Consider the following 23,917-nt stretch of genomic DNA (forward strand, 5'->3'; position numbering starts at 1 on the left):
ATTCTGAAAAAAAGAGCTTACCTAATTTAAAATATTTACCTATACTTAGTATCCAGAACGATTCAAAACCACTATATCTAGTGTTTTTGTTACAAATTTGTCTTTTTTCCAATAAATACATATATATAGCAGGAGCAATATGACCTTCGCCGATCCTCAAGCAGCTGGCCAAGCAGGTACCACGAGTCATGGAGGCGTTAGCCCCGTCGGTAATTTGACTCAAACCCCATCCGCCAACTATGTGGCCGGTGGTGTAGGTCTTGCTCAAACCACCCAGCTTTCAGACTACAAAATCATTCGTCGTAATGGTTCGGTAGTTGCTTTTGAGCCCTCGAAAATTGCCATTGCTGTGACCAAAGCATTTTTGGCGGTCAATGGTGGTCAGGGCGCAGCTTCAGCACGGATTCGTGAGCAAGTTGAGCAATTGACCCAAAACGTGGTTCGTGCGCTATTGCGCAGCCGTCCCAATGGCGGAACCTTTCATATTGAAGATATTCAGGATCAGGTTGAATTGGCCTTGATGCGTAGTGGTGAGCATAACGTTGCTCGGGCTTACGTGCTTTATCGCGAAAAGCGCAACCAGGAACGTGCTGCGCAGCAAAGCGCGGCCCAAGAGCAGGTTGCCGACCCAAGTCTGCCTTCTGTTCAAGTGAACGATAACGGTGTTACTAAGCCCCTAAACGTGGCTGCTTTGCGCAGTGTGATTGAGGCGGCATGCGAGGGATTGGGTAACCACATTGATGCTAACCCCATCATGACCGAGACCATCAAGAATCTCTATGACGGTGTTCCCATGGCTCAAGTCTATGACTCGGCTATTTTGGCATCGCGTACCCTGATCGAAAAAGACCCTGCGTATAGCCAGGTGACCGCTCGTATTTTGATGCATGTGATTCGGAAAGAAATTCTGGGGCGTGAGGTCTTGCAAGGCGATATGCAGTCTGAGTATCCGAATTATTTCCCCCAATTTATTCGTAAGGGAATTGAGGCGGAGCTACTGGACCCCCGCCTTTTAGAGTTTGACCTGAGCAAAATCTCGGCAGCACTCAATGCCGATCGGGATTTGCAATTCAATTATTTGGGTCTCCAAACCCTCTATGACCGTTACTTCTTGCATATTGAAGACCATCGGATTGAGATGCCGCAGGCATTTTTCATGCGCGTGGCAATGGGCTTGGCTTTAAATGAGCCAGAGCGTGAGCGTCGTGCGATTGAGTTTTATGAGGTTCTTTCGACTTTTGACTTCATGTCGAGCACCCCAACCCTGTTTAACTCAGCAACTCTGCGCTCGCAGCTATCGAGTTGCTACCTCACCACGGTCGATGATGACTTGGATGGCATTTACGAGGCCTTGAAAGAGAATGCCTTGTTATCGAAGTTTGCTGGTGGTTTGGGTAATGACTGGACCAATGTGCGCGCCTTGGGCAGCCACATTAAGGGCACCAATGGTAAGTCGCAGGGTGTTGTTCCATTCCTAAAAGTTGTGAACGATACCGCTGTAGCCGTAAACCAAGGCGGCAAGCGCAAGGGTGCGGTTTGCGCCTACTTGGAGACCTGGCACTTGGATATCGAGGAGTTTTTGGAGCTTCGTAAGAATACCGGTGACGATCGCCGCCGCACCCACGATATGAATACTTCCAACTGGATCCCAGATTTATTTATGAAGCGGGTGATGGAAAACGGTGAGTGGACTTTATTTTCTCCATCAAGCACCCCCGATTTGCACGACAAGTATGGCAAAGCCTTTGAGCAGGCTTATATCGCCTATGAAAAGCGTGCTGAGGCCGGCGAAATTAAGCCATCGAAGAAGATCCCTGCAGTTCAGTTATGGCGCAAGATGTTGGCCATGCTATTTGAGACCGGCCATCCTTGGATTACCTACAAAGATCCTTGCAATATTCGTAGCCCTCAACAGCATGTAGGCGTGGTGCATTCATCCAATTTGTGCACTGAAATCACCCTCAACACCAATGAGACTGAAATTGCCGTCTGTAATCTAGGCTCAGTCAATCTCACCGCTCATATGACCACTGATGCCGACGGTCAAATGGTGCTTGACCATGCCAAACTCAAGAAGACCATCCAGACCGCGATGCGCATGCTCGATAACGTGATCGATATCAATTACTATGCGGTTGCGAAGGCCCGTAACTCCAATATGAAGCATCGACCAGTTGGTCTTGGGATTATGGGCTTCCAAGATTGCTTGCACATGCAACGCATCCCCTACGCGAGTGAGGCGGCGGTCAAGTTTGCTGATACCTCGATGGAAGCGGTTTGCTATTACGCCTATCAGGCATCGAGTGAGCTTGCTAAGGAGCGTGGCACCTACAGCAGTTATCAAGGATCGCTGTGGGATCGCGGCATTTTGCCCCAAGATACCCTTAAGATGCTCCAAGAGGAGCGCGGTGGTTATGTTGAGGTAGATCAGTCAAGCACCATGGATTGGAATGCACTCCGTGCTCAAATTAAGCAATACGGTATGCGTAACTCCAATTGCGTCGCAATTGCCCCAACTGCAACGATCTCGAATATTATTGGTGTCTCGGCCTGCATTGAGCCCACATTCCAGAATTTGTTTGTGAAATCCAATCTTTCTGGTGAGTTCACCGTGGTGAATGATTACTTGGTGCGGGATTTGAAAGATCGCGGTCTATGGGATGAGGTCATGATTGCCGATTTGAAGTATTTTGACGGTACTCTGTCTAAAATTGATCGCGTTCCCCAAGATCTGCGCGATTTGTATGCGACTGCCTTTGAGGTTGAGCCAAGCTGGTTGGTTGAGGCTGCTTCACGTCGCCAAAAGTGGATCGATCAAGCTCAATCGCTCAATATCTATATGGCCGGCGCATCCGGTAAGAAGTTGGACGACACCTATAAGTTGGCCTGGATTCGGGGATTAAAAACCACCTATTACTTGCGGACCATGGCAGCGACCCATGTTGAGAAATCAACGGTCGCCACAGGTCAACTCAATGCAGTCTCTAGTGGGGCAGCAAGTACCGCAGGGGCAGTTGCTGCGGATGGCCCGGTTTGCACGATGCGTCCTGGCGATCCGGGGTTTGAGGAATGTGAAGCTTGTCAATAAGCTCGATGAGAACATTAGAACAAATAGGAATTAGGAGAATAGTATGTTGAACTGGGATGAAGAAGTCGCTCCAGCCCTTGCTAAGGCAGGGTTTGTGCCGCCACCCTCGCCAATGGCCGTTCCGCCAGTGCAAGTTGCCCCTGTAGCCGACCAGGTTGCGGTTGCTCCTCCGGTGCAAGCGGCAGCAAAACCAGTAGCCGATGCCACTGAGCGTCGGGTTAATGTGGCAGATAAGCGAGTCATTAACGGTACGACAGACGTTAATCAGCTAGTTCCCTTCAAGTACAAATGGGCTTGGGAGAAGTACCTAGCCGGCTGCGCTAACCACTGGATGCCCCAAGAAATCAATATGAATCGCGATATTGCGCTTTGGAAAGACCCTAATGGCCTGACCGAAGATGAGCGTCGCATTATTAAGCGTAATTTAGGTTTCTTTGTAACCGCGGACTCCTTGGCAGCGAATAACATCGTATTAGGAACCTATCGCCAGATTACCGCTCCAGAGTGCCGTCAGTATTTATTGCGCCAGGCTTTTGAAGAGGCCATCCACACCCATGCCTACCAGTACATTGTTGAGTCCTTGGGTCTGGATCAAGCCGAAATCTTCAATGCTTACCATGAGGTTCCCTCGATTCGGGACAAAGACGAGTTCTTGATTCCGTTTATTGATGTACTCACCGATCCCGCTTTTAAGACCGGTACTCTTGAAAACGATCAAAAGCTATTGCGCTCCCTGATTGTTTTTGCCTGCGTGATGGAAGGTTTATTCTTTTATGTTGGTTTTACGCAAATCCTTGCGATGGGCCGTCAAAACAAAATGATGGGGGCAGCGGAGCAGTATCAATACATCTTGCGTGATGAGTCGATGCATTGCAATTTTGGTATCGATTTGATCAACCAAATCAAGCTGGAGAACCCGCAGTTATGGACTTCCGCGTTCAAAGAAGAGATTCGCGGCATCTTCGAAAAAGCGGTTGAATTAGAGTATCGCTACGCTGAAGATACGATGCCAAGAGGGGTGCTTGGATTGAATGCTCCCATGTTCAAAAGCTACCTGCGCTTCATCTGCAATCGTCGTTGTATGCAAATAGGACTTGACGCGATGTATCCAAATGAAGAGAATCCATTTCCATGGATGTCAGAAATGATAGATCTGAAAAAAGAGAGAAACTTTTTTGAGACCAGAGTGATTGAGTATCAAACCGGTGGTGCGCTGAGTTGGGAGTAACAAAAAGCTAGACCAGCGCTTCCTCCGGCAATATAGGAGATAGTTCGGTTGATTAGTATTAGTAGTCGCTTGAAACTGGCAAAAATGCGAAAACCCTTGAAACAGGGTGACCGGGCTTTCTTCCCAATTTTTTCTACCCTCTTTGAAAAGCTGCTTCCCGCAAGGGCTGCAGCTTTTTTTCCAGGATTCATTAGCGTGCAGCACCATGCAGTAAGCCGCGCGCCGATGAATAGCTCGCTCGTTTCCCATGGTGCACCGCAAGGCGTAACGTGGAGTCATGGTCGGGTTTTCTTAATCAGTAGTTTGTTCTAATCCTCACACGTGAAGGAGAATCACTATGGCAATCGCCAAAAAGAAGTCTGCTGCAAAGAAACCAGCTGCTAAGAAAAAAGTAGCTGCTAAGAAACCAGCTGCTAAGAAAGCTGCTGCGAAGAAGCGCCCAGCTGCTAAGAAAGCTGCCGCTAAGAAGCCAGCTGCTAAAAAAGCAGCGAAGAAGCCTGCCGCTAAAAAAGCTGCTAAGAAAAAAGTAGCTAAAAAGCGTCCTGCTGCTAAAAAGAAAAAAGCTGCCAAGAAAAAGCCTGCTAAAAAAGCAGCCAAGAAAAGGCCTGCTGCCAAGAAAGGTGCTTCTGTAAAAAAGCCCGCGGCTAAGCCCGCCGTTGCTGCTCCAGCGCAAACTGCGCTGAATCCGGCTGCGGCTTGGCCATTTCCTACAGGCAGCCGTCCCTAAGCCTAGGCTTAGTGGATAGTTGAAGTAGTCTGGATGGGGTCCTTCGGGACCCCATTTTTATTTAGAGAGCGATAGCAGTACCAAAAGCTGCTTTGAAGCGATCGCTAATTTCCTTGCGAGTGGGTTGATGGTTTTGAGGCCCTTGATGCGCAATTTTGATCGATCCCATGAGGCTGGCTAAGCGTCCGGTTGTCTCCCAATCCAAACCTTTTTCAAGGCCATACAGCAGACCTCCCCGGAATGCATCACCACAACCGGTTGGATCCGCAATCTTCTCAGCGGGAACTGCGGGGATATCAATGACTTTGCCTTGTGCATGAATCTGCGCTCCTTGAGCTCCTTTCGTCACGATTAAGGCGTCGAGGCGACTTGCCAGCTCGTTTAGGGATAAGCCGGTACGCTGGCACAGCATTTCACCCTCATAGTCGTTTACAGCCACATAGGCGGCTAAATCGACGAGCTCAAGCAGTTCTTGGCCGTTAAACATTGGCAACCCTTGGCCTGGATCAAAAATAAATGGAATCTTCGCCTCCGCAAATTGATGGCACTGCTCCCACATGCCAATTCGGCCATCGGGGGCAACGATACCGATGTGTTGATCCTTTTGATCTAGACTAGCCACACAGTCATCGACACGATTTAAGTGGGAGTCATTCATGGCTCCAGGATGAAAGGCGGTGATCTGGTTATTGGCAAGATCGGTAGTAATCATCGCTTGAGCCGTAAAGGCTTGATCGAGTTTTTTAATGAACTGGCGGCTCATCCCAATTCTCTCGAGATGGGTGAGGTAGGGATCTGCATCTGCCCCCACGGTCGCCATGATCATTGGTTTGCCGCCAAGCAGTTGGAGGTTATAGCCAATATTGCCAGCGCATCCGCCAAATTCTCGGCGCATGCTAGGAACTAAGAAGGCGACGTTCAGAATATGGATTTGTTCTGGAAGAATTTGATCCTGGAAGCGACCCTCAAAGGTCATGATGGTGTCATACGCAATGGAACCACAAATAATACTTGCCATAAAGTTCTCTATAGGGATGGGGGTTGGGTGGAGGATGGATATGCTACACGTAAGCGATAACCCGCAGCATTCGCTGGAAGCTGCAAGGGTAGCGATAGGTTAAATAGTTCTTTAGGTGGCGCTCCCGTTAGTAAAAAGCTGGGATGGGCGCTTTGCCAGGTTTTGGGGAGCCACTCCTCAGGGCTCATCAGAATACGAGCAATAGTTTTTTCATCGGCGTCGCTAAGCGTTAGCTCCAAATGGGGGATTGCAACTGGGACCAATAAACGATTTTGTAGCTCGATTTGCAAAATGGATTGAACCTCAATGCCGCGCTTACTGTCATCCATTCCGAGATTGGCAAGTAGAAAGCGCCAGGCCGTGAAATCAATTACAGCCCTCTGGTCACAGGGCAAGACTTCGCAAATTCCCCGATCAACAGTTTGTAGCAATTCAAAGCTACGTAAGGCAATTAGGTTGGGGTTTTTATCTAGGTTGGGTGCAAAAAAATGCAAAATTGGCACACGCCAAAGGCTCATTGCGACTAGGAAGCCGATCATCATTAATATGCCAACAGTGATCAAAAGTTTGCGTAGATGAAACCCCCCATGTTTTGTCATGGGAGCGCTAACAATTGAGCGATTGGGCTTTGAGACATCCTCAATCGAACGCAGATTCGGAACCCGATCTTGCTTAGAGACCGGCTTTTGGCCATGTAGGCAAACCCAGCCCTCCGTGGACCTCCAGATCGACAGCGGAATATGGAGCTGATAGCAATCGATGACCTCTTGCGCTTGGCGCTCTAGGATGCCCGAAAGGATTAATTGCCCACCATCCTTTACGCGTGCGATGAGAGCAGGCGCTAAAACTTGTAAGGGGTTGGCTAAAATATTGGCAATCACGACATCAAAAGGGCGGGACCCAATCGTGGCATCAATATCGTCGGGTAACTGAAACTCAATAGAGGTTTCGTTTTGTTGCGCATTCGTACGCGCCGATTCAATGGCCTGTGGGTCAATATCGGTTCCAAATACGGTCTGAAAGCCCAGTTTTTTGGCAGCGATGGCCAAGATGCCAGAGCCACAGCCATAATCCAGCACACTTTGACTTTTGCAAACAGGGTTCTTGCTGTATTGCTCAAGCCATTCAAGGCATAGTCGAGTGGTGGGGTGACTGCCGGTACCGAATGCAAGGCCAGGGTCAACTGCCAGGCAGATTGCGTCTGGTTCAGACGGTTTTTGATGCCACGAAGGGACAATCCAAATACGTTTACCAATATGAATCGGGTCGAATTGATTTTGTGTCATCGACACCCAATCTTGGTCAGCCACAAGCGATTCAATAGGTGTTTGAACCGCAAATCCAGCCTCTAAAAGAATGCTGGCTAATTCTTCCTTGCTGGTTTCGAAGCCTTGATCAAAGAGTGCTTTAACAACGGATAAATCCCAAGCTTGCACTTCGGGCGATAGTCCTGGCTCGCCATACAGGGGGTTTTCGTCATAGCCGCCCGCTGTAGCATCCTCGACCGAAACCGAGAGCGCCCCAAGTTCCATGAGCGCATCGCCCAAGGGTTCAGCAATTTCAGCAACGACCGTAAATTGGAACTCGCGGTACGACATTGGCTTAAGAAAGCCTACTTTTCACCACGAGTCGCAGATTGCTCCTCAAGGCGTTGTTCAAGGTAATGAATGCTCGTGCCGCCCTCTACAAATTTTGAGTCGAGCATCAGCTCGCGATGCAGGGGCACGTTAGTGAGAATGCCATCGATCACCATTTCGGAGAGGGCAATCCGCATGCGACGAATTGCTTGCTCACGTGTAGCCCCATAGGCAATTAACTTACCGATCATCGAATCATAGTTCGGGGGCACTAGATACCCGCTATAGGCATGCGAGTCAACGCGAATGCCCGGGCCGCCAGGCATATGCCATGACTGAATTCGACCTGGGCTGGGAGTGAACTTAAAGGGATCCTCCGCATTTAAGCGACATTCAATCGCATGGCCCTTAAAGACGATATCGCGTTGCCGAAAACCTAGTTTTTGACCGGCTGCAATCTTGATTTGCTCTTGAACAATATCAATCCCAGTGATCATTTCGGTTACCGGGTGCTCCACTTGCACGCGGGTGTTCATCTCAATGAAAAAGAACTCACCCTTTTCATAGAGAAATTCAAAGGTACCAGCACCGCGATAGCCTATCTTTTTACAGGCATCAGCACAGCGCTCTCCAATCTTGGCAATTAGTTTGCGATCGATTCCTGGAGCCGGTGCCTCTTCAATCACTTTTTGGTGGCGACGCTGCATCGAGCAGTCTCGCTCACCCAGCCAAACCGCATTTCCATGGGTATCGGCTAAGACTTGAATTTCCACGTGCCGTGGGCGCTCTAAAAACTTCTCCATATAGACTTCGGGATTGCCAAAGGCGCGACCCGCTTCCTCACGGGTCATGTTCACGGCACTAATCAGGGCTGCTTCGGTGTGAACCACACGCATACCGCGCCCTCCGCCACCACCTGCAGCTTTGATGATGACCGGGTAGCCTACACGCTTGGCGGTCGCCAGAATTTCTTTTGGATTGTCAGTGGGTAAAGCGCCGGCTGATCCGGGAACGCAGGGAACCCCTGCCTTAATCATGGCATTTTTCGCTGAGACCTTGTCGCCCATCAAGCGGATCGACTCCGGTCTCGGGCCGATAAACGCAAACCCAGACTTTTCAACCCGCTCAGCAAAATCCGCATTCTCTGAGAGAAATCCATAGCCTGGATGAATGGCTTCGGCATCGGTGACTTCAGCGGCAGAAATAATTGCTGGCATGTTCAGATAGCTTTGGGTCGAGGGTGCCGGTCCAATGCAAACTGCCTCATCAGCAAGCTTTACGTATTTCGCATCTTTATCTGCCGTGGAATACACCACGACCGTTTTAATGCCCAATTCTCGGCAGGCTCGTTGAATTCGCAGCGCAATTTCGCCACGATTGGCGATCAGTATTTTGTCAAACATGGCGATTAGGCGATGACGAATAGCGGTTGGTCAAATTCAACGCCTTGACCGTTCTCGCACAGGATTTGTTTGATTACCCCTGCTTTCTCCGATTCAATTTCATTGAGAAGCTTCATGGCTTCAATAATGCATAAGGTTTGACCAACAGTTACGGTATCGCCCACATTCACGAAAGCAGGTGCCTCAGGATTGGGGGAGCGATAAAAGGTTCCTACCATCGGGGACTTCTGTACGAACCCCTCTGGCGCGGCACTTGCTTGTGGGGTAGCAACAACCGAGGCAGTTGGAACTTCGGGTTGGATCGGTGCTGGTACGACCATGGTACCCATGGGCGTCGCTGCGGGAGCATTTGCAACGGAGCCAGAATGGCGAGCATTCACAATCTTGACTTTGTCTTCACCTTCGCTCACCTCTAGTTCGGAGATTCCAGATTCAGAAACTAAGTCGATCAGGGTTTTGAGTTTTCGTAAGTCCATGCCAAACCTCGTTGTAATGATTTTTAATGAGAAGCCAGTTTGTTCTGAATTGCTGCCAATGCCAGTTCATAACCCTGGGCGCCTAGACCGCAAATCACGCCCATGGCTAGGTCTGAAAAATAAGAATGTTTGCGAAATTCTTCACGCTGGTGAATATTCGAGAGGTGCACTTCAATAAAAGGGATCGCTACACCAGCTAAAGCATCGCGCAGGGCAACGCTGGTGTGAGTAAATCCACCTGGATTAATGATGATGAAACCAATACCATCCTTTTTTGCCTTCTGAACTCGATCAATTAGTTCACCCTCATGATTGCTTTGAAAGCTTTCCAGCGAAATTCCGGCATTTTTAGCAAGCTCGGCCATGCGCTTCGTAATGTCTTCAAGGGTTGTTTTGCCATAAACCTCAGGCTCTCTAGTGCCGAGAAGGTTTAAATTAGGACCATTTAGAAGCAAAACAGAGGAATTTGAATGGTTAGTAGGCATAGATCGCTACAGTTATTGAAAAATATCGATTAATTTGGCGATAAATCCAGAAAATTAACGTAAGAAGCAGTATACCCCCAAGAGCTTGGAATACCTAGAAATTGACCGTTTTTTTAAGAATTGAACGAAAAATGGCCGTCTAAGCCATTTTCAATATTGGTCTAAAAGTAGCTAATTTTAATTAAATTGCGTCTTTAATAAGCTTTCTAAGCTCATCTTCGCTGATCTTGCCTAATTTTCTACCTGTGATATCCCCTTTGGCATTGATCACTACCGTGAAGGGTAGGGCTCCCGATGGGTTTCCTAGCATTTTGTTGATGTCGTTGCCACCAAGTCCACCTAAAACAATGGGATAAGAAATAATGGTAGTTTCAATAAATTGACGAATATTCGAGGGTGAATCGATACCGATACCGACAATTAGCATCTTTTTAGGATCATATTCCCCTTGAACTTTGTCTAAGGCGGGCATTTCTTCAACGCATGGCGGGCACCAGGAGGCCCAAAAATTGATGACCAAAACCTTATTTCTCCAATCTTGGGTTGAAATGGGCTTTTGGTCTGGAGAGAACCACTCACGGTCAAAAAGAGCTTTGACTGCCTCTTGGGAGGCAGATTGGAGGGCAGTTCTGCGATTGGCAATAAAAGCGCCTGCTACTGCGGCAACAATTGCGACCACACTTCCAATTAGAAAATGACGACGGTTCATGACTCTCCTTAGCTAAAATCCACGCATGCATATTCATATCTTGGGCATTTGTGGCACCTTCATGGGTGGAATCGCGGCAATTGCCAGGCAGGCCGGTCATGAGGTAACCGGATGTGATGCAAATGTTTATCCACCAATGAGTACCCAGCTCGAAGCCCAAGGTATTCAATTAATCGAAGGATACTCCCCCGATCAACTACGTGAATTTAAATCGAAACCCGATTTATTTCTGATTGGGAACGTGGTCTCTAGGGGAAACCCCCTGCTCGAGGAGATTTTGAATCAGGGCTTGCCATATACCTCGGCCCCTCAGTGGCTTGGCGAGCAAGTTTTATCAGGTAGGCATGTCTTGGCTGTTGCTGGAACGCATGGCAAAACTACAACGACGGCCATGCTCACCTGGATTTTGGAGCGTAATCACCGTAAACCCGGATATTTAATTGGTGGTGTGCCATTGAACTTTTCAGTATCAGCGCGCTTAGGTGATGGGAACTATTTTGTGATCGAGGCGGATGAGTACGACACCGCTTTTTTTGATAAGCGCAGTAAGTTTGTGCACTATCGGCCCCGAACTGCGATTCTCAATAACCTCGAGTTTGATCATGCGGATATCTTTAGCGATTTGGCTGCGATTGAAACCCAATTTCATCATTTAGTCCGAACCATTCCGCAAACCGGTTTGGTGCTTGCCAATGGTTCACAACAGTCATTGGATCGCGTACTCGAACGTGGTGTGTGGTCTCCCGTCGAACGGTTTGGTTACGGTGACTGCGATTGGGCGTTAGAAGATATTGAGAATGCGGCTGGTAAACGCGGCGCTGATTTTGCAGTCTTTTATCAGGGCAAGAAATGCACAGAGGTTCATTGGGCTGAAGGCTCTGGAGTGATGGGCGTTCATAATCAACTCAATGCGCTAGCAGCGATTGCGGCTGCCCATCATATCGGCATCACCCCAGAAGAATCTGCTTTTGCTTTGGCAGAGTTCAAAAATGTCAAACGACGCCTAGAGCTCATTGGTGAGCAACATCAGATTCGTGTATACGATGATTTTGCCCATCATCCAACGGCAATTGCTACCACTATTGATGGATTACGTAAACAAGTGGGTGAGGCACGAATTCTGGCGGTGCTTGAGCCGCGCTCCAACACCATGAAGCTTGGAGTTATGAAGTCTCAGCTTCCGGATAGCTTGAGAGAAGCCGATTTGGTATTTGCCTATGGAGCAATTAGTGGCAAAGATGCCCTAGGTTGGGATTTGCAAGAATCGATCGCGCCATTGGGGTCTAAGGCGAAAAGCTTTCATGATCTTGGGCGCTTAGTTGAAGCGGTATGTGGTGAAGCTAAACCCCATGATCATATTTTGGTGATGAGCAATGGTGGCTTTGGCGGTGATCATCAAAAAATTCTGGCTCGCTTAGAGCGCCTGAGTCCCTAATTAGAGGAATTGGTATGCGTTTACGAAACAAAGTGGCACTCATTACTGGAGCAGCCAAAGGAATTGGTTTTGCAACTACTAAACGGTTTGCCGAGGAGGGAGCCAAGGTCATGTTGGCCGATCTAAATGAAGCTGCGGTAATGGACGCTGTCGGCCAACTCAAGCATGCGGAGCCCTATGTGTTGGATGTCACCGATCGAGCCAGTATTCAGCGTGCGGTTGACGACATCATCGCCAAACATCATCGCATTGATATATTGATTAACAACGCAGGAATTACTCAAGATGCCCGCTTGGTGAAAATGACCGAAGAGCAATTTGATGCAGTGATCGATGTTAATCTCAAAGGCGTTTTTAATTGCACCCAATTGGTGGTTCCCCATATGCTAGAAGCAAAAAAGGGTGCGATCGTCAATGCCTCGAGTGTGGTCGGTATCTACGGTAATTTTGGTCAAACCAATTACTCAGCAACTAAATTTGGCGTGATTGGATTTACCAAAACCTGGGCCCGTGAGTTCGGGCAAAAAGGGATTCGGGTGAATGCTGTGTGTCCTGGATTTATTGCAACCGAGATGGTCAAGGCGATGCCCGAGAACATTTTGCAAAGTATTGAGCAGCGTTCGTGGATGGCGCGCTTAGGCACTCCCGAGGAAATGGCGAATGTGTATCTATTTCTAGCGAGCGATGAAGCCAGTTATGTCAATGGTGTAACCATCGAGGCTAGTGGCGGGATTTCGCTTTAATGCATTTGCTATATGAAGAAGGCGGTGAGCTGCGAATCGCGACCGTCTTGTCATCCTCAGGGTCTGGAGAGACTCAGTCATGGCAGGCAAGCGCTTTATCAGGCAAGCATCTCAAGCTAAAGGCTAAAGAGGTATGGCTGCAATTTGATCTTGCGAATCCTCAAGAAGTTCTTGAAGAAGCGCATGGTATTGCTGCAACAATTGATTTACAACTTCTATGGGATTGCGCGCCCGACCAAGAATTTTTTTTCCAGACAATTGCCAAAGAGTATTTTGGGGACACCATAAGTACGCCCCAATTAATTGGTTTAGCGATTGCATTGCAAGGAGCCCCTGTTTACTTTCGACGCAAGGGGCGAGGCGTCTTTATGCGGGCACTACTCGAGCAACTGCAGGCGGGATTAGCGGCAATTGAGCGCAGGCAAAGAGAGCTTCTACAACAACAAGCATGGCAGGAAGAACTGATTGAAGGAAGGCTGCCAGATGCTTTGCATTCGCAGGTAAATAGCTTGCTGTTCCGTCCAGATAAAAATAGCTTGGCATACAAAGCTTTTCATGGGGCTTGTGAACAGACAGGAGAACATCCGGCGCGTTTGCTGATGCGCTGTGGTGCTTTGGATTCCCCGCAGTCTTACCATCATGGCCAATTTGTGCAAGCGCATTTTCCGAAAGGGACAGGCTTCGCAAGCGATTTTCAATTTACACCAGAAGAATTTGAAAAGGCCATTGCCGGCTTGCCGACTGCCCAAGTGAAAGCCTTTTCAATTGATGATGCAAGCACAACAGAAATCGATGATGCCTTGTCATTAACGCCTATCGGTAATGGTCTATATCGATTGGGTATTCATATTGCAGCACCTGGTTTGCTGATTCAAAAGGGCGATCGTTTTGATCAAGTTGCGCGTCAACGAATGTCAACGGTTTATTTCCCGGGTGACAAAATTACCATGTTGCCAAAGCAGTTTGTTCAGTATTTCTCTTTAGATGCAGGCTCAGCCCATCCTGCCATTTCTTTATATCTTGAGATAGATGCCTCTGGCCAACGAACCCAGACGCCTGTGCAAAGTGCTCTCGAGTTAGTGCCGATTGAAACTAATCTTCGCTTAGACGATTGGGAACCACTAGTTGACGAAGCCTTCTTGGCCCAAGAGAACTCATCGTTGCCGCATCACGAAGCGCTGACTCGATTGTGGGCTTTGGCTCAAAATGAGCATCAAAAACGTCAAGAGCAGCGTGTCAAAGACGGCTTGCGAGCGGAGGTCTTGGGTCAAGCTGATCCAAATGCTTTAATCCGTGATTTCAATTTCAAGATCACTTCGTCAAGCAATGAAATCGTGATTGAGCCTCGTGTTCGAGGTTCGATTTTGGATACCATCGTGGCCGAATGCATGATCTTATGTAATCAGATTTGGGGACAAGCGCTAGCTGAACATGGTTTACCGGCGCTATTCCGCACCCAAAAAGGTTGGGGTCCTCAGCGTACACGGATGCAAACCACTCCTGGCCCTCATGAGGGCTTGGGTGTTGATTGTTATGCGTGGTGTACCTCGCCATTACGTCGGTATGCAGATCTTGTAAATCAATGGCAATTGATTGCCATGATTCGAAATGGCGTAACAGCGAAGATGACAGCTCCCTTTCCGCCAAAAGACTCGGAGATCATGGGAATTGCCGCTGATTTCGATACGGTATATCTTCAGTACGGGGAATATCAGTCACGCATGGAGCGCTATTGGTGCTTGCGTTGGTTGGCGCAGGCTGGATTGCCCCATTCAATCTACGCACGTCATCTGAAAGAGGGTATGTCGCGGCTTGAGCCTATTCCACTGCATTTACCCATCCCTGAATTGGCGAGTCATCCTCGTCTCACCCGCGCTAAGATCGAAGTTATGGATATAGATCTTTTAGACCTATCTGCTAAGGCCCGTGTGCTTGAGCTGGAAACCAGCCCGAGTGAAGTTAGTGCTGAGGTAGAAGGGGATTTACCAGAATGAGACTGGCTCTGCATTCATTTGAGGTGAGTCGGTCTATTAAGCCGCTATGGATCGCATTAGCCATATCTCTGCTGGTTCACCTTGCCCTATTGAGTCAGCGCTGGTTCAATCCGCCAGAAACCGAGAGGCGTTTCAATACACCATTGAGTATTGTGCTCGTGAATGCATCAAGCCCCGCGCCTCCTCAAAAAGCACAGAAATTAGCACAGGCTAATTTGGATGGTGGGGGCCTAACTATTCGGGAGGATGCGAGTGCATTGCACCGCGCCCACTTGGGTGCCGATGCTAAGTTAGAGGCACTTGAGAAGCGCCAAAAGCAATTGTTATCCAAATTAGATACCGATAAAAAACAGGCCAGTGGAATGCGATCGGGCGAAGAATCTAAACAGCTCTCTCAGACCAATGCGTTGGAAGCCGAGCTTGCTAGACGACTTAGCCCTGAGGGTCGTCTTCCACGTCGCGCGGTCCTTAGTGCAAGCAGTACCAAAACGGTTGCGTTTGCCTATTACTATGATGGTATGCGTCAAAAGATTGAAGCCTATGGCAATACTTTTTTTCCTCGCGTCCAGGGTCGGCCGTTGTATGGTAGCTTGGTGTTAACTGTTAGTGTTGATGCAGAGGGTCGAATTACTAATAACGTCAAAGGGCGTGAGGGTATTGAAGTAAGTCGCTCATCCGGTATTCCAGAGCTTGATCGTCAAGCAGTGGCGATTGTGCGCGCCGCCGCTCCGTTCGGAGCGTTTCCAAGTGAGATGCGTCAGCAGATCGATGTTTTGGATTGGGTTTCAACGTTTGAGTTCACACGCGATTTGAAAGATCAATCTGGCAATCGACTGGAATTAAGGGGTGCCAAACCATGAGTCACTATCCCTTTTTGACTGAGCTGAAGCCAAATCGTTTTGTTAGCAAAAATATTTATGCGGTATTTGGTAATCCGATTGGGCATAGCAAGTCCCCCTTAATTCATGAGCGGTTTGCGATACAAACCCAGCAAGAAATGGATTATTTAAGGATTCAGCCGTCAGTGGATGGATTTGCAGCAATGCTCACCCAATTTTTTGTCCTTGGTGGTAAGGGTGCGAGCGTCACCATTCCGTTTAAATTGGAAGCCTATCAGTTATGCAAACAATTGACTACCCGTGCTCGCTTAGCAGGTGCTGTGAATACCGTCTGGCAAAAAGACGGAGTACTCTGGGGCGATAACACCGATGGTGCTGGGTTAGTGGCTGATCTGCTTTCTCAAGGGGTTGCCATTTGTGAAGCAGATGTCCTGATTGTGGGGGCCGGTGGTGCAAGTCGCGGGATCGTTGAGCCACTGCTAAACCAAAAGCCCAAACGGATTTGGATTGCCAATCGCACAGCTCAAAAAGCTCACGAGCTCGTGTCGATATTTCAGTCTTTAGCAACAGAGCTTGACGTGGAGTTAATGGCAAGCAGCATCGCTCAATTGGAGGATCAAACGACCCCTGCATTCTCACTTGTGATTAATTCGAGCTCAGCTGGACTCGAGGACCAAAGTCCTTTAAGCACATTAGCGGCAGATCACGTGTTTTGCCCTGGTTGCTTTGCGTATGATTTGGTATACGGTAAAACCACGGTATTTATGGAGCAAGCCTTGCAGCGCGGCTGTCGGATCAGTGACGGCTTGGGAATGTTGGTAGAGCAAGCTGCCGTTGCCTTTAGTCAGTGGCATCAAGTGGACATCAAATGTTTAGATACTCGGGCTGTTATTGCACAGCTTCGGTACGCTTAAATCATGTCATGGGTCATATATTTCCTCAAATGCATGGCTTGGGGACTGATCGGTTTGCAGTTTTACTTTGTGATCCAAATTGGTCTATGGGCATTCATGAATCCAAGCAGTACAGCATTTCAGAGGGCGGAACGTTGGCGTCTTTGTCACTGGAATCTGAGCTGCCCGATCCAGCATCGTTGGGTTTCGTACGAGCAGATCAGCAATGATTTAAAGCGGGCGATTCTGGTAAGTGAAGACGATATCTTTTTTAAACATAGCGGGGTTCGTGTTGAGGATATGCAAAAAGCCTGGGAGCGAAACCAAAAAGGCGGCAGCAAGGTGGTGCGCGGCGGCTCCACAATCACACAGCAATTGGCCAAGAATTTATTTCTTTCCTCTGAAAAAAACTACCTACGTAAAGTACAGGAGCTAGTCATTACCGGACTTTTAGAGTTGATGCTTTCCAAACAGCGGATGTTTGAGATTTATATGAATTCCGTTGAATGGGGTGAGGGGATTTTTGGGATTGGTGCAGCGACTTCTCACTACTATGTGACTAATCCAAAAAATATTAGTCGCGAACAGGCAGCCGCATTAGCATCTGCTTTACCAGCGCCAAAATGTTTTGATAAAAGTAAGTACTGCAAACGCGGGAGTATTGATTTTGGCCTACGCCAACAATTTATTTTAGAGAATATGGATCGTGTAGCTTTGCCTAAAAACCGCTAGTAATACCAAGCATCTTTTTATTTGGCTTGCGCAGATCGAATCGCATCACGGGTTGCTATTGCTACTTTTCTGGCGGCGTCTGCAAAGTCCTTTCCGTTGCTCGCATACAAAATGGCGCGCGATGAGTTAATCATCATTCCCGTTCCGAGTTTATTCGCTACTTGCCCCGCAGCAACCGTCGCTTCAATATCCCCGCCTTGCGCCCCGATTCCAGGGATGAGTAAGGGCATGGCGCCGACGATGGCTCGAACTCGGGCGATTTCTTGGGGAAAGGTGGCTCCCACCACAAGTGCAATTTGACCCGCTTGATCCCACTCTTTGGCAAGGTGTGCAACGCGTTCAAACACTGCTTGGTTGCTGTTGATGGGAAGGTTTTGTATATCGGACCCGCCTGGATTGGAGGTACGGCACAAGATGATGACCCCTTTGCCCGAGTGCTGAAGATAGGGTTCGATCGAGTCTTTACCCATGTATGGATTGACCGTCACGGCATCGGCCCCATAACGCTCAAACGCTTCTAATGCGTAATGTTCGGCGGTACTCCCAATATCACCCCGTTTGGCATCCAAAATAATAGGGATCTGTGGGTAGGATCTTTTGAGGTGGGCGATCAGGTCTTCCAGTTGGTCCTCTGCTCGTTGGGAGGCAAAGTACGCAAACTGTGGTTTAAATGCACACACCAGGTCAGCACATGAATCCGCAATTTCTTTACAAAAATTGAGGATGGCTTTGGGGCCTTTGCCTATGCTGGGCGGGAAGCGCTGGGGATCGGGGTCTAGACCTAGGCAGAGCATGCTGCCCTGGGATGCCCAGGCAGCCTCGATCTGATCCCGAAAGGACCCCGAATTTTTTACCAAATGTAATGAACGATTCATAGTGCATAGGATAAACTAGCGCATTCGTCGGGAGTTCACCATGATCAACTTGTTCGTCCTACAAAACGGCCGTCTATCGCAAGAGCAAGTCGAAGATCGCAATGAACTGCTCCAACACCACAATCCAATTTGGATTGATGTGATTGACCCTGAAGAGGAAGAGCTGCTTTGGATTAAAGAGGCTTTTGCCGTTCAACTCCCTGAGTTGGACGATCTTGGGGACCTGGAGGCGTCTGCACGCTATTTTGAGGCAGACGATGGGCATCTGCATATTCGCACCGACTTTTTGCTTGACGAAGAAGATACATCACGCAACGTGAGGGTGGCGTTCGTCCTGACCAATCAGGTGTTGTTCTCGATCCACGATGAAGATTTACCAGTGTTCCGTTTGGTACGCTTGCGGGCGCGTTTGCGTCCGGGTTCGGTCAGTAATGCGAAGGATGTACTCCTTGATCTGTACTCCACCGATGCCGAGTACTCCGCCGATGCACTTGAGGAGGTTTATGAAAATCTTGAGCGCGCGGGTAAACGTGTTTTGTCGGAAACGATCACCGACGCCGACGCAGCAGAAGTTCTTGAGACGATTGCCACTGAAGAAGATACCAACGGCCGAATTCGTCGCAATGTCATGGATACGCGGCGCGCACTGTCATTTCTGATGCGAAGCAAATTATTGTCCGACGAACAGCAAGAAGAAGCGCGTCAAATTTTGCGAGACATTGATTCTCTAGAGAATCACACAGCATTCTTATTTGACAAGATTAACTTCTTGATGGATGCGACGGTTGGCTTTATTAGTCTGAATCAAAGCAAAATCATTAAGATCTTCTCGGTGGTCTCGGTCGCCTTAATGCCCCCAACCTTATTGGCAAGCATTTGGGGTATGAACTTTGAGTACATGCCTGAACTCAAAGAGACTTGGGGCTACCCACTGGCAATCATTACCATGATCATCTCGGCAATGATTCCTTTGGGCTACTTCCGCCACAAAGGCTGGTTGAAGTCAAATTAGTGGGACTCGCTTGCAGTGAGTTGCCCAAGGAGTGACTCGATCGCGTAAACGCAGGCCTGCTCCCGAATACTTTGACGATCACCGCTAAAGTGTTTTGTTTGTGCACGGGTTTGGATTTGATCATCCACTCGCACTCCCCAGGCAAAGCAAATCATTCCGACGGGTTTATTCGCACTTCCTCCGCCTGGCCCAGCAATTCCAGTAATAGCAACACTAACTTGGGCTAGGCTATGGTTGAGAGCGCCTTTGGCCATAGCCTTTGCAACCTCTTCACTCACGGCCCCATATTGTTCGATCAACTCCTTTGATACGCCAATACTCTCTTCTTTCGCTTGATTGCTGTAGGTGATAAAGCCCCGCTCAAACCAGTCGCTGGATCCAGCAAGGCTGGTGAGGTGTGCAGCCAATAAACCTCCAGTGCATGACTCGGCTGAGGCAATCTTGAGACCTTTAGCTAACAAAGTTTGAGCTAATTGTTGAACCAGTGGGGTGATGGATGAGTTCATATTAGCCAGTGTATTCCAAGCATCACGATCAAAATAGTAAAGAAAGCGGCAATGAGATCGTCAATCATGATTCCAAAACCATGTTTGATGATCTGCGATGGGTTGATACGTTCTTGATGGACCCAGTTTTTCTTAAAGTATTGATCGACGCGATTGATGGGCCAAGGTTTGGCGGCATCAAAAAATCGAAAGATTAAAAATGCGATTGCTTGTACCCATAGATTATTGGATCCAATCAACAATAGGATCCAAGCAAAGGCGATGATTTCATCCCAAACAATCGAGCCATCATCGGGGCGCTCTAGATCGTGGCTGCATTGACCGCAAGCCCATAGTCCATAAAGCGTTCCAAGGCTAAGTAAAACAAACATAGCCGTTGTTGAAAGAACTGCGTTTAGGATCAAAAACAAAGCCCAGGCAAGCAGGGTGCCAGCCGTGCCTGGAGCAATTGGAGCAAGGCCGATCCCAAAGCCGATACCAAATACCCGATGCACGGATCCCAGCATCCAATTTAATGATGGGTGGCGAGTTGCTTTCATCAATCTCTAATCTCGAAAGTGATCAAAAGATCTCAGCAGCGCTTGGGATTTCTCGGGGCTTAGTGGCATGCCCTCACTATCCTCGAGTATCAGCAAACTTTCATTCTGGACTTCGGTAATTTGGCCGATACAAGTCAGAGGGAGTCCGAGTTCTCGTGAGAGACTCGCAATCTTGTCATGTTGATCTGGGTTTGCAGTAAAGCAAAGCTCATAGTCATCGCCACCAGAGGCTGCGCATTGATACTGAATTGCCTGATCTTGCCGACGCAACACCGGTGAGCGAGGCAAGGCGTCCACGTTAATTTTGGCGCTCACATGGGATGATTCCAAAATGTGTCGCAAATCGCCTAATAATCCATCTGACACATCTAAGGCTGCCGTTGCGATTTCACGTAGAGCAATTCCGAGTGCCACTCGGGGCAGCGGTGAATGAAGGCGTTGATTGATCTGATTGAGTTCTTCGGCGCCTAGATCCAAAGACCATTCTTTACGAATGCATCCGAGTGCTAGACGAGCATCGCCCAGTGCACCAGAGACCCAAATGAAGTCGCCCACCTGAGCGCCCGATCGTTTAATCGCTTGTCCATTTGGAACCACACCAAAAGCCGTGATGCTAATCGTTAATGGCCCTTGACAGGTATCGCCGCCAATTAGGTGGCAATTAAATAGATCGGCTAAGTCAAAAAGACCATTTGCAAATCCATGTAGCCATGCTTGCTTTTGTTTCGGTAAGGCGAGCGCCAGAGTAAATCCGGTCGGCTTAGCACCCATTGCGGCAAGATCCGATAAGTTCACTGCTAGGGATTTTTTCCCGACGAGGTAAGGGTCGGTATCCGCATAGAAGTGCCGATCAGCTACCAACATATCGGTTGTGATGACCACTTCCTCGTTTGGATGACAGGCAATCAATGCCCCATCATCACCAATGCCAAGAAGCGGAGCATGTTGCGGTTTAGCTCTCATCATTTGCAAAGCGCGCGTCTTGAAAATATCGCGAATTAACTCAAATTCCCCGAGTTGGTGGGTATCAGATGGCGGGTTTTGAAGGAATTGCTTCGTCATCCTTATATTGTAGGCGGGCTTTAAAGCCCCATTCTTACAAGACCTGCCATTCAAGAGGGCATTCAAAGGGACAGTCTTTAGAGGAATAGAATAGAGCTTTTAGCATTCCTGTTTAAGGCTCCAAGCCCTTTTATTTCATTACCCGTGGAACCCTATGAGTCAATCTGGCAATAAACCTAATCAAAATAAAGAAGAGCAAATTAAGGCTTTGCGTGAGGCTGCCCTTAAGTACCACGAGTTTCCGGTCCCCGGCAAAATATCAATTGCCCCCACCAAGCAATTAACCAATCAACGTGACCTTTCTTTGGCTTACACGCCAGGTGTAGCAGCGGCTTGTGAAGAAATCAAACGAGACCCTGCCACTGCATTTCGCTATACCGCTCGTGGTAATTTAGTTGGGGTGGTCACCAACGGTACGGCCGTGTTGGGTTTGGGTGATATTGGCGCACTCGCCAGTAAGCCGGTGATGGAAGGCAAGGCGGTACTTTTTAAAAAGTTTGCTGGGATTGATGTGTTTGATATCGAGGTCAACGAAAGCGATCCCGATAAATTAGTTGAAGTAATTGCTGCCCTAGAGCCGACCTTTGGCGGAATTAACCTCGAGGATATTAAGGCCCCGGATTGCTTCTTGGTTGAGCGCAAACTCCGTGAGCGCATGAAGATTCCAGTCTTTCATGATGATCAACATGGCACAGCCATTGTGGTGGCAGCAGCGATTCTCAATGGTCTAAAAGTTGTTGGTAAAGATATTACGAAGGTTAAGTTAGTGACATCCGGTGCCGGCGCGGCCGCGCTGGCCTGTTTGGAGTTATTGGTTCATCTTGGCTTACCTAAGAGCAATATCTGGGTAACCGATATTATCGGTGTGGTTTATGAGGGCCGCACTGAGCTCATGGATCCGCAGAAAACACCATTTGCGCAAAAGACCGACAAGCGCACCTTAGGCGATGTGATTGAAGGGGCTGATGTATTTTTGGGCTTATCGGCTGGTGGAGTTTTAAAGTCCGAGATGGTTGCCAAAATGGCAGATAAGCCACTTGTGTTTGCCTTAGCAAATCCAACCCCTGAGATCTTGCCGGAGGAGGTCAAGCTGGTTCGTCCCGATGCCGTAATGGCAACTGGGCGAACGGATTACCCCAATCAAGTGAACAACGTCCTGTGCTTCCCATTCATCTTTCGCGGGGCTTTGGATGTTGGGGCAACCACCATTACCACTGAGATGGAAATCGCGGCAGTGAAGGCAATTGCTGAATTAGCTCAAGCAGAACAAAGTGATGTGGTGGCGGCGGTTTACAGTAGCGAGAACTTGGCTTTTGGCCCCGATTATTTAATTCCGAAACCGTTTGATCCGCGCCTAATTACGGTAATTGCACCAGCCGTTGCGAAGGCCGCCATGGACTGCGGAGTTGCAAGTCGACCCATCAAAGATTTTGCTCTTTACAAAGATCAATTGCAGCAGTTTGTGTATCACTCGGGCACAGTCATGAAACCCTTGTTTGGGATTGCGAAGAAGATTCCGATGGAGCAAAAACGGATTGTCTTTTGTGAGGGTGAGGATGAACGTGTGATGCGTGCCGTGCAAATCATGCTCGACGAAAGTTTGGTGAACCCCATCCTCATTGGGCGTCCATCGGTGATTGAGCATCGCATCGAGAAATACGGCCTGCGCATGAAATCAGGCGTGGATATCGAGATCGTCAATCCGGAAAGTGATGTGCGCTATCGTGATTTTTGGCAAACTTATTTGCAACTCACTGAGCGTAAGGGGGTGACCGAGTCCTTCGCGAAGCTCGAGATGCGCCGCCGCAATACTTTAATTGGCTCTATTCTCCTCAAAAAAGGGCAGGCCGATGGCATGATTTGCGGCACGATCAGCAACACTGCCATGCACTTGAAATACATTGATGAGGTCATTGGTCATGAACCGGGTGCAACAGTGTATGGAGCAATGTCGGGGCTGATACTGCCGAATCGCCAAGTCTTCTTGGTAGATACCCATGTCAATATTGATCCAAGCGCTGCCGAGTTAGCTGAAATCACACTCTTAGCTGCGAGCGAGATGCGCAAGTTGGGTATGACCCCGAAAGTTGCCTTACTTTCGCATTCGAACTTTGGTTCCAGTGATGCGCCATCGGCTGCAAAAATGCGTGAGGTATTGGCGATTTTGCAAAAAGCTGCTCCTGAGCTTGAGGTGGATGGTGAAATGCACGGTGATTGTGCGCTGGACCCGGAAATTCGGGCTGGTGCGATTACAAACTCAAGCTTGCGTGGAGAGGCCAATTTATTGGTCTTGCCCAATATTGATGCCGCCAATATTTCCTATAACTTATTGAAAACTGCCGCTGGTAATGGTGTTGCAATCGGACCACTTTTGCTCGGGGTTGCAAAACCGATTCATATTTTGACTCCGGCAGCCACGGTGCGTCGGATTGTCAATGTGAGCACACTTGCGGTTGTAGAGGCTGCTACCCAATCCAAGGGCTTATTTTAAAAGGGAAATATACTTAGTAAGTAGTCGCTCACTTTTAAATTATTGATAAAAATCAATAACTTATCAAATTAGTTCTTGGATTAGG

20 protein-coding genes and 2 pseudogenes are annotated in these 23,917 nt (G+C 48.5%); 11 read left to right on the top strand and 11 right to left on the bottom strand.

Features of this window, described 5'->3' with window-relative positions; all coding sequences use genetic code 11:
• Positions 1–139: 139 nt before the first annotated feature.
• The 3 genes and pseudogenes from QUE60_RS01040 to QUE60_RS01050 all read left to right on the top strand — a co-directional run.
• Positions 140–3,088, top strand: a complete 2,949-nt coding sequence (locus tag QUE60_RS01040; RefSeq protein ID WP_286223895.1) for a ribonucleoside-diphosphate reductase subunit alpha — start codon at positions 140–142, stop codon at positions 3,086–3,088.
• Positions 3,089–3,131: 43 nt separating this feature from the next.
• Positions 3,132–4,316: a ribonucleotide-diphosphate reductase subunit beta gene (locus QUE60_RS01045; protein ID WP_286223896.1), complete on the top strand. Its 1,185-nt coding sequence runs from the start codon at positions 3,132–3,134 to the stop codon at positions 4,314–4,316.
• Positions 4,317–4,659: 343 nt separating this feature from the next.
• Positions 4,660–5,043, top strand: a pseudogene (locus QUE60_RS01050) (histone); the annotation flags it as partial.
• Between the two features lie 61 nt (positions 5,044–5,104).
• On the opposite strand, the gene QUE60_RS01055 reads toward QUE60_RS01050, so the two are convergent.
• The 7 genes and pseudogenes from QUE60_RS01055 to QUE60_RS01085 all read right to left on the bottom strand — a co-directional run bounded on the left by QUE60_RS01055 (position 5,105) and on the right by QUE60_RS01085 (position 10,711).
• Positions 5,105–6,061, bottom strand: a complete 957-nt coding sequence (locus tag QUE60_RS01055) for a carbohydrate kinase family protein (RefSeq protein WP_286226911.1) — start codon at positions 6,059–6,061, stop codon at positions 5,105–5,107.
• An 8-nt stretch (positions 6,062–6,069) separates the two neighbouring features.
• Positions 6,070–6,660, bottom strand: coding sequence for a DUF3426 domain-containing protein (locus tag QUE60_RS01060; RefSeq protein ID WP_353506048.1), 591 nt, complete (start codon positions 6,658–6,660; stop codon positions 6,070–6,072).
• Positions 6,661–6,732: 72 nt separating this feature from the next.
• Positions 6,733–7,659 (bottom strand): annotated as a pseudogene (prmA, locus tag QUE60_RS01065) (50S ribosomal protein L11 methyltransferase); the annotation flags it as partial.
• A 14-nt stretch (positions 7,660–7,673) separates the two neighbouring features.
• Positions 7,674–9,041 (bottom strand): acetyl-CoA carboxylase biotin carboxylase subunit, encoded by a 1,368-nt coding sequence (gene accC / locus QUE60_RS01070; RefSeq protein ID WP_286223898.1) that lies wholly within the window; start codon positions 9,039–9,041, stop codon positions 7,674–7,676.
• Positions 9,042–9,046: 5 nt separating this feature from the next.
• A complete protein-coding gene (gene accB / locus QUE60_RS01075; RefSeq protein ID WP_286225540.1) occupies positions 9,047–9,517 on the bottom strand; it encodes an acetyl-CoA carboxylase biotin carboxyl carrier protein in 471 nt (156 codons plus the stop codon).
• 23 nt (positions 9,518–9,540) lie between these two features.
• Entirely contained in the window at positions 9,541–10,002 is a 462-nt protein-coding gene (gene aroQ / locus QUE60_RS01080; protein WP_286225541.1) for a type II 3-dehydroquinate dehydratase, read from the bottom strand.
• 181 nt (positions 10,003–10,183) lie between these two features.
• Complete coding sequence (locus tag QUE60_RS01085; protein ID WP_286226912.1) at positions 10,184–10,711, bottom strand: TlpA family protein disulfide reductase; 528 nt, start codon at positions 10,709–10,711, stop codon at positions 10,184–10,186.
• 25 nt (positions 10,712–10,736) lie between these two features.
• On the opposite strand from QUE60_RS01085, the gene mpl reads away from it, so the two are divergent.
• Genes mpl through mtgA form a run of 6 tightly spaced genes read left to right on the top strand, consistent with a single transcriptional unit; the run spans position 10,737 to position 17,347 of the window.
• Positions 10,737–12,146, top strand: coding sequence for a UDP-N-acetylmuramate:L-alanyl-gamma-D-glutamyl-meso-diaminopimelate ligase (gene mpl, locus QUE60_RS01090; protein WP_286226913.1), 1,410 nt, complete (start codon positions 10,737–10,739; stop codon positions 12,144–12,146).
• Between the two features lie 14 nt (positions 12,147–12,160).
• Positions 12,161–12,889: a beta-ketoacyl-ACP reductase gene (locus tag QUE60_RS01095; protein WP_286226914.1), complete on the top strand. Its 729-nt coding sequence runs from the start codon at positions 12,161–12,163 to the stop codon at positions 12,887–12,889.
• Positions 12,889–14,883 carry a ribonuclease catalytic domain-containing protein gene (locus QUE60_RS01100; RefSeq protein WP_286226915.1) on the top strand — a complete coding sequence of 665 codons (1,995 nt, stop codon included), beginning with the start codon at positions 12,889–12,891 and terminating at the stop codon, positions 14,881–14,883. The genes QUE60_RS01095 and QUE60_RS01100 overlap by 1 nt, the downstream gene beginning before the upstream one ends.
• On the top strand, positions 14,880–15,743 hold the full coding sequence (locus QUE60_RS01105) for an energy transducer TonB family protein (RefSeq protein ID WP_286226916.1): 864 nt from the start codon (positions 14,880–14,882) through the stop codon (positions 15,741–15,743). Before QUE60_RS01100 ends, QUE60_RS01105 begins: the two co-directional genes overlap by 4 nt.
• Positions 15,740–16,636, top strand: a complete 897-nt coding sequence (gene aroE, locus QUE60_RS01110) for a shikimate dehydrogenase (protein ID WP_286225547.1) — start codon at positions 15,740–15,742, stop codon at positions 16,634–16,636. Before QUE60_RS01105 ends, aroE begins: the two co-directional genes overlap by 4 nt.
• Before the next feature lie 3 nt (positions 16,637–16,639).
• The gene (gene mtgA, locus QUE60_RS01115; RefSeq protein ID WP_353506041.1) at positions 16,640–17,347 is read left to right on the top strand and encodes a monofunctional biosynthetic peptidoglycan transglycosylase; all 708 of its coding nucleotides are present in this window, start codon (positions 16,640–16,642) and stop codon (positions 17,345–17,347) included.
• 17 nt (positions 17,348–17,364) lie between these two features.
• Here mtgA and pyrF read toward each other — a convergent pair whose 3' ends face one another.
• Positions 17,365–18,222: an orotidine-5'-phosphate decarboxylase gene (pyrF, locus tag QUE60_RS01120; protein WP_286226918.1), complete on the bottom strand. Its 858-nt coding sequence runs from the start codon at positions 18,220–18,222 to the stop codon at positions 17,365–17,367.
• Positions 18,223–18,262: 40 nt separating this feature from the next.
• Between pyrF and corA the strand changes: the two genes are divergently transcribed.
• Positions 18,263–19,234 carry a magnesium/cobalt transporter CorA gene (corA, locus tag QUE60_RS01125; RefSeq protein ID WP_286223909.1) on the top strand — a complete coding sequence of 324 codons (972 nt, stop codon included), beginning with the start codon at positions 18,263–18,265 and terminating at the stop codon, positions 19,232–19,234.
• Here the strand turns inward: corA and QUE60_RS01130 are convergent.
• From QUE60_RS01130 to thiL, 3 genes are read right to left on the bottom strand one after another with little or no spacing between them, the layout of a single operon-like run.
• Positions 19,231–19,740 carry a CinA family protein gene (locus QUE60_RS01130; RefSeq protein ID WP_286226919.1) on the bottom strand — a complete coding sequence of 170 codons (510 nt, stop codon included), beginning with the start codon at positions 19,738–19,740 and terminating at the stop codon, positions 19,231–19,233. The genes corA and QUE60_RS01130 overlap by 4 nt on opposite strands.
• A complete protein-coding gene (locus tag QUE60_RS01135; protein WP_286226920.1) occupies positions 19,737–20,279 on the bottom strand; it encodes a phosphatidylglycerophosphatase A family protein in 543 nt (180 codons plus the stop codon). Before QUE60_RS01135 ends, QUE60_RS01130 begins: the two co-directional genes overlap by 4 nt.
• 6 nt (positions 20,280–20,285) lie before the next feature.
• Positions 20,286–21,341 carry a thiamine-phosphate kinase gene (thiL, locus tag QUE60_RS01140; protein WP_286226921.1) on the bottom strand — a complete coding sequence of 352 codons (1,056 nt, stop codon included), beginning with the start codon at positions 21,339–21,341 and terminating at the stop codon, positions 20,286–20,288.
• Between the two features lie 154 nt (positions 21,342–21,495).
• On the opposite strand from thiL, the gene QUE60_RS01145 reads away from it, so the two are divergent.
• Entirely contained in the window at positions 21,496–23,832 is a 2,337-nt protein-coding gene (locus QUE60_RS01145) for an NADP-dependent malic enzyme (protein WP_286226922.1), read from the top strand.
• Positions 23,833–23,917: the final 85 nt, after the last annotated feature.

Source organism: Polynucleobacter sp. HIN11 (genome assembly GCF_030297675.1).
Lineage (GTDB): Bacteria > Pseudomonadota > Gammaproteobacteria > Burkholderiales > Burkholderiaceae > Polynucleobacter.

What these genes read in the sequence shown, in the direction of transcription:
- accB (WP_286225540.1), bottom strand. Translation starts at nt 9,517, where the DNA reads ATGGACTTACGAAAACTCAAAACCCTGATCGACTTAGTTTCTGAATCT.
- pyrF (WP_286226918.1), bottom strand. Translation starts at nt 18,222, where the DNA reads ATGAATCGTTCATTACATTTGGTAAAAAATTCGGGGTCCTTTCGGGAT.
- aroQ (WP_286225541.1), bottom strand. Translation starts at nt 10,002, where the DNA reads ATGCCTACTAACCATTCAAATTCCTCTGTTTTGCTTCTAAATGGTCCT.
- QUE60_RS01130 (WP_286226919.1), bottom strand. Translation starts at nt 19,740, where the DNA reads ATGAACTCATCCATCACCCCACTGGTTCAACAATTAGCTCAAACTTTG.
- QUE60_RS01100 (WP_286226915.1), top strand. Translation starts at nt 12,889, where the DNA reads ATGCATTTGCTATATGAAGAAGGCGGTGAGCTGCGAATCGCGACCGTC.
- QUE60_RS01040 (WP_286223895.1), top strand. Translation starts at nt 140, where the DNA reads ATGACCTTCGCCGATCCTCAAGCAGCTGGCCAAGCAGGTACCACGAGT.
- QUE60_RS01055 (WP_286226911.1), bottom strand. Translation starts at nt 6,061, where the DNA reads ATGGCAAGTATTATTTGTGGTTCCATTGCGTATGACACCATCATGACC.
- corA (WP_286223909.1), top strand. Translation starts at nt 18,263, where the DNA reads ATGATCAACTTGTTCGTCCTACAAAACGGCCGTCTATCGCAAGAGCAA.
- QUE60_RS01135 (WP_286226920.1), bottom strand. Translation starts at nt 20,279, where the DNA reads ATGAAAGCAACTCGCCACCCATCATTAAATTGGATGCTGGGATCCGTG.
- QUE60_RS01095 (WP_286226914.1), top strand. Translation starts at nt 12,161, where the DNA reads ATGCGTTTACGAAACAAAGTGGCACTCATTACTGGAGCAGCCAAAGGA.
- QUE60_RS01045 (WP_286223896.1), top strand. Translation starts at nt 3,132, where the DNA reads ATGTTGAACTGGGATGAAGAAGTCGCTCCAGCCCTTGCTAAGGCAGGG.
- QUE60_RS01105 (WP_286226916.1), top strand. Translation starts at nt 14,880, where the DNA reads ATGAGACTGGCTCTGCATTCATTTGAGGTGAGTCGGTCTATTAAGCCG.
- mtgA (WP_353506041.1), top strand. Translation starts at nt 16,640, where the DNA reads ATGTCATGGGTCATATATTTCCTCAAATGCATGGCTTGGGGACTGATC.
- thiL (WP_286226921.1), bottom strand. Translation starts at nt 21,341, where the DNA reads ATGACGAAGCAATTCCTTCAAAACCCGCCATCTGATACCCACCAACTC.
- accC (WP_286223898.1), bottom strand. Translation starts at nt 9,041, where the DNA reads ATGTTTGACAAAATACTGATCGCCAATCGTGGCGAAATTGCGCTGCGA.
- QUE60_RS01145 (WP_286226922.1), top strand. Translation starts at nt 21,496, where the DNA reads ATGAGTCAATCTGGCAATAAACCTAATCAAAATAAAGAAGAGCAAATT.
- QUE60_RS01085 (WP_286226912.1), bottom strand. Translation starts at nt 10,711, where the DNA reads ATGAACCGTCGTCATTTTCTAATTGGAAGTGTGGTCGCAATTGTTGCC.
- mpl (WP_286226913.1), top strand. Translation starts at nt 10,737, where the DNA reads ATGCATATTCATATCTTGGGCATTTGTGGCACCTTCATGGGTGGAATC.
- QUE60_RS01060 (WP_353506048.1), bottom strand. Translation starts at nt 6,660, where the DNA reads ATGACAAAACATGGGGGGTTTCATCTACGCAAACTTTTGATCACTGTT.
- aroE (WP_286225547.1), top strand. Translation starts at nt 15,740, where the DNA reads ATGAGTCACTATCCCTTTTTGACTGAGCTGAAGCCAAATCGTTTTGTT.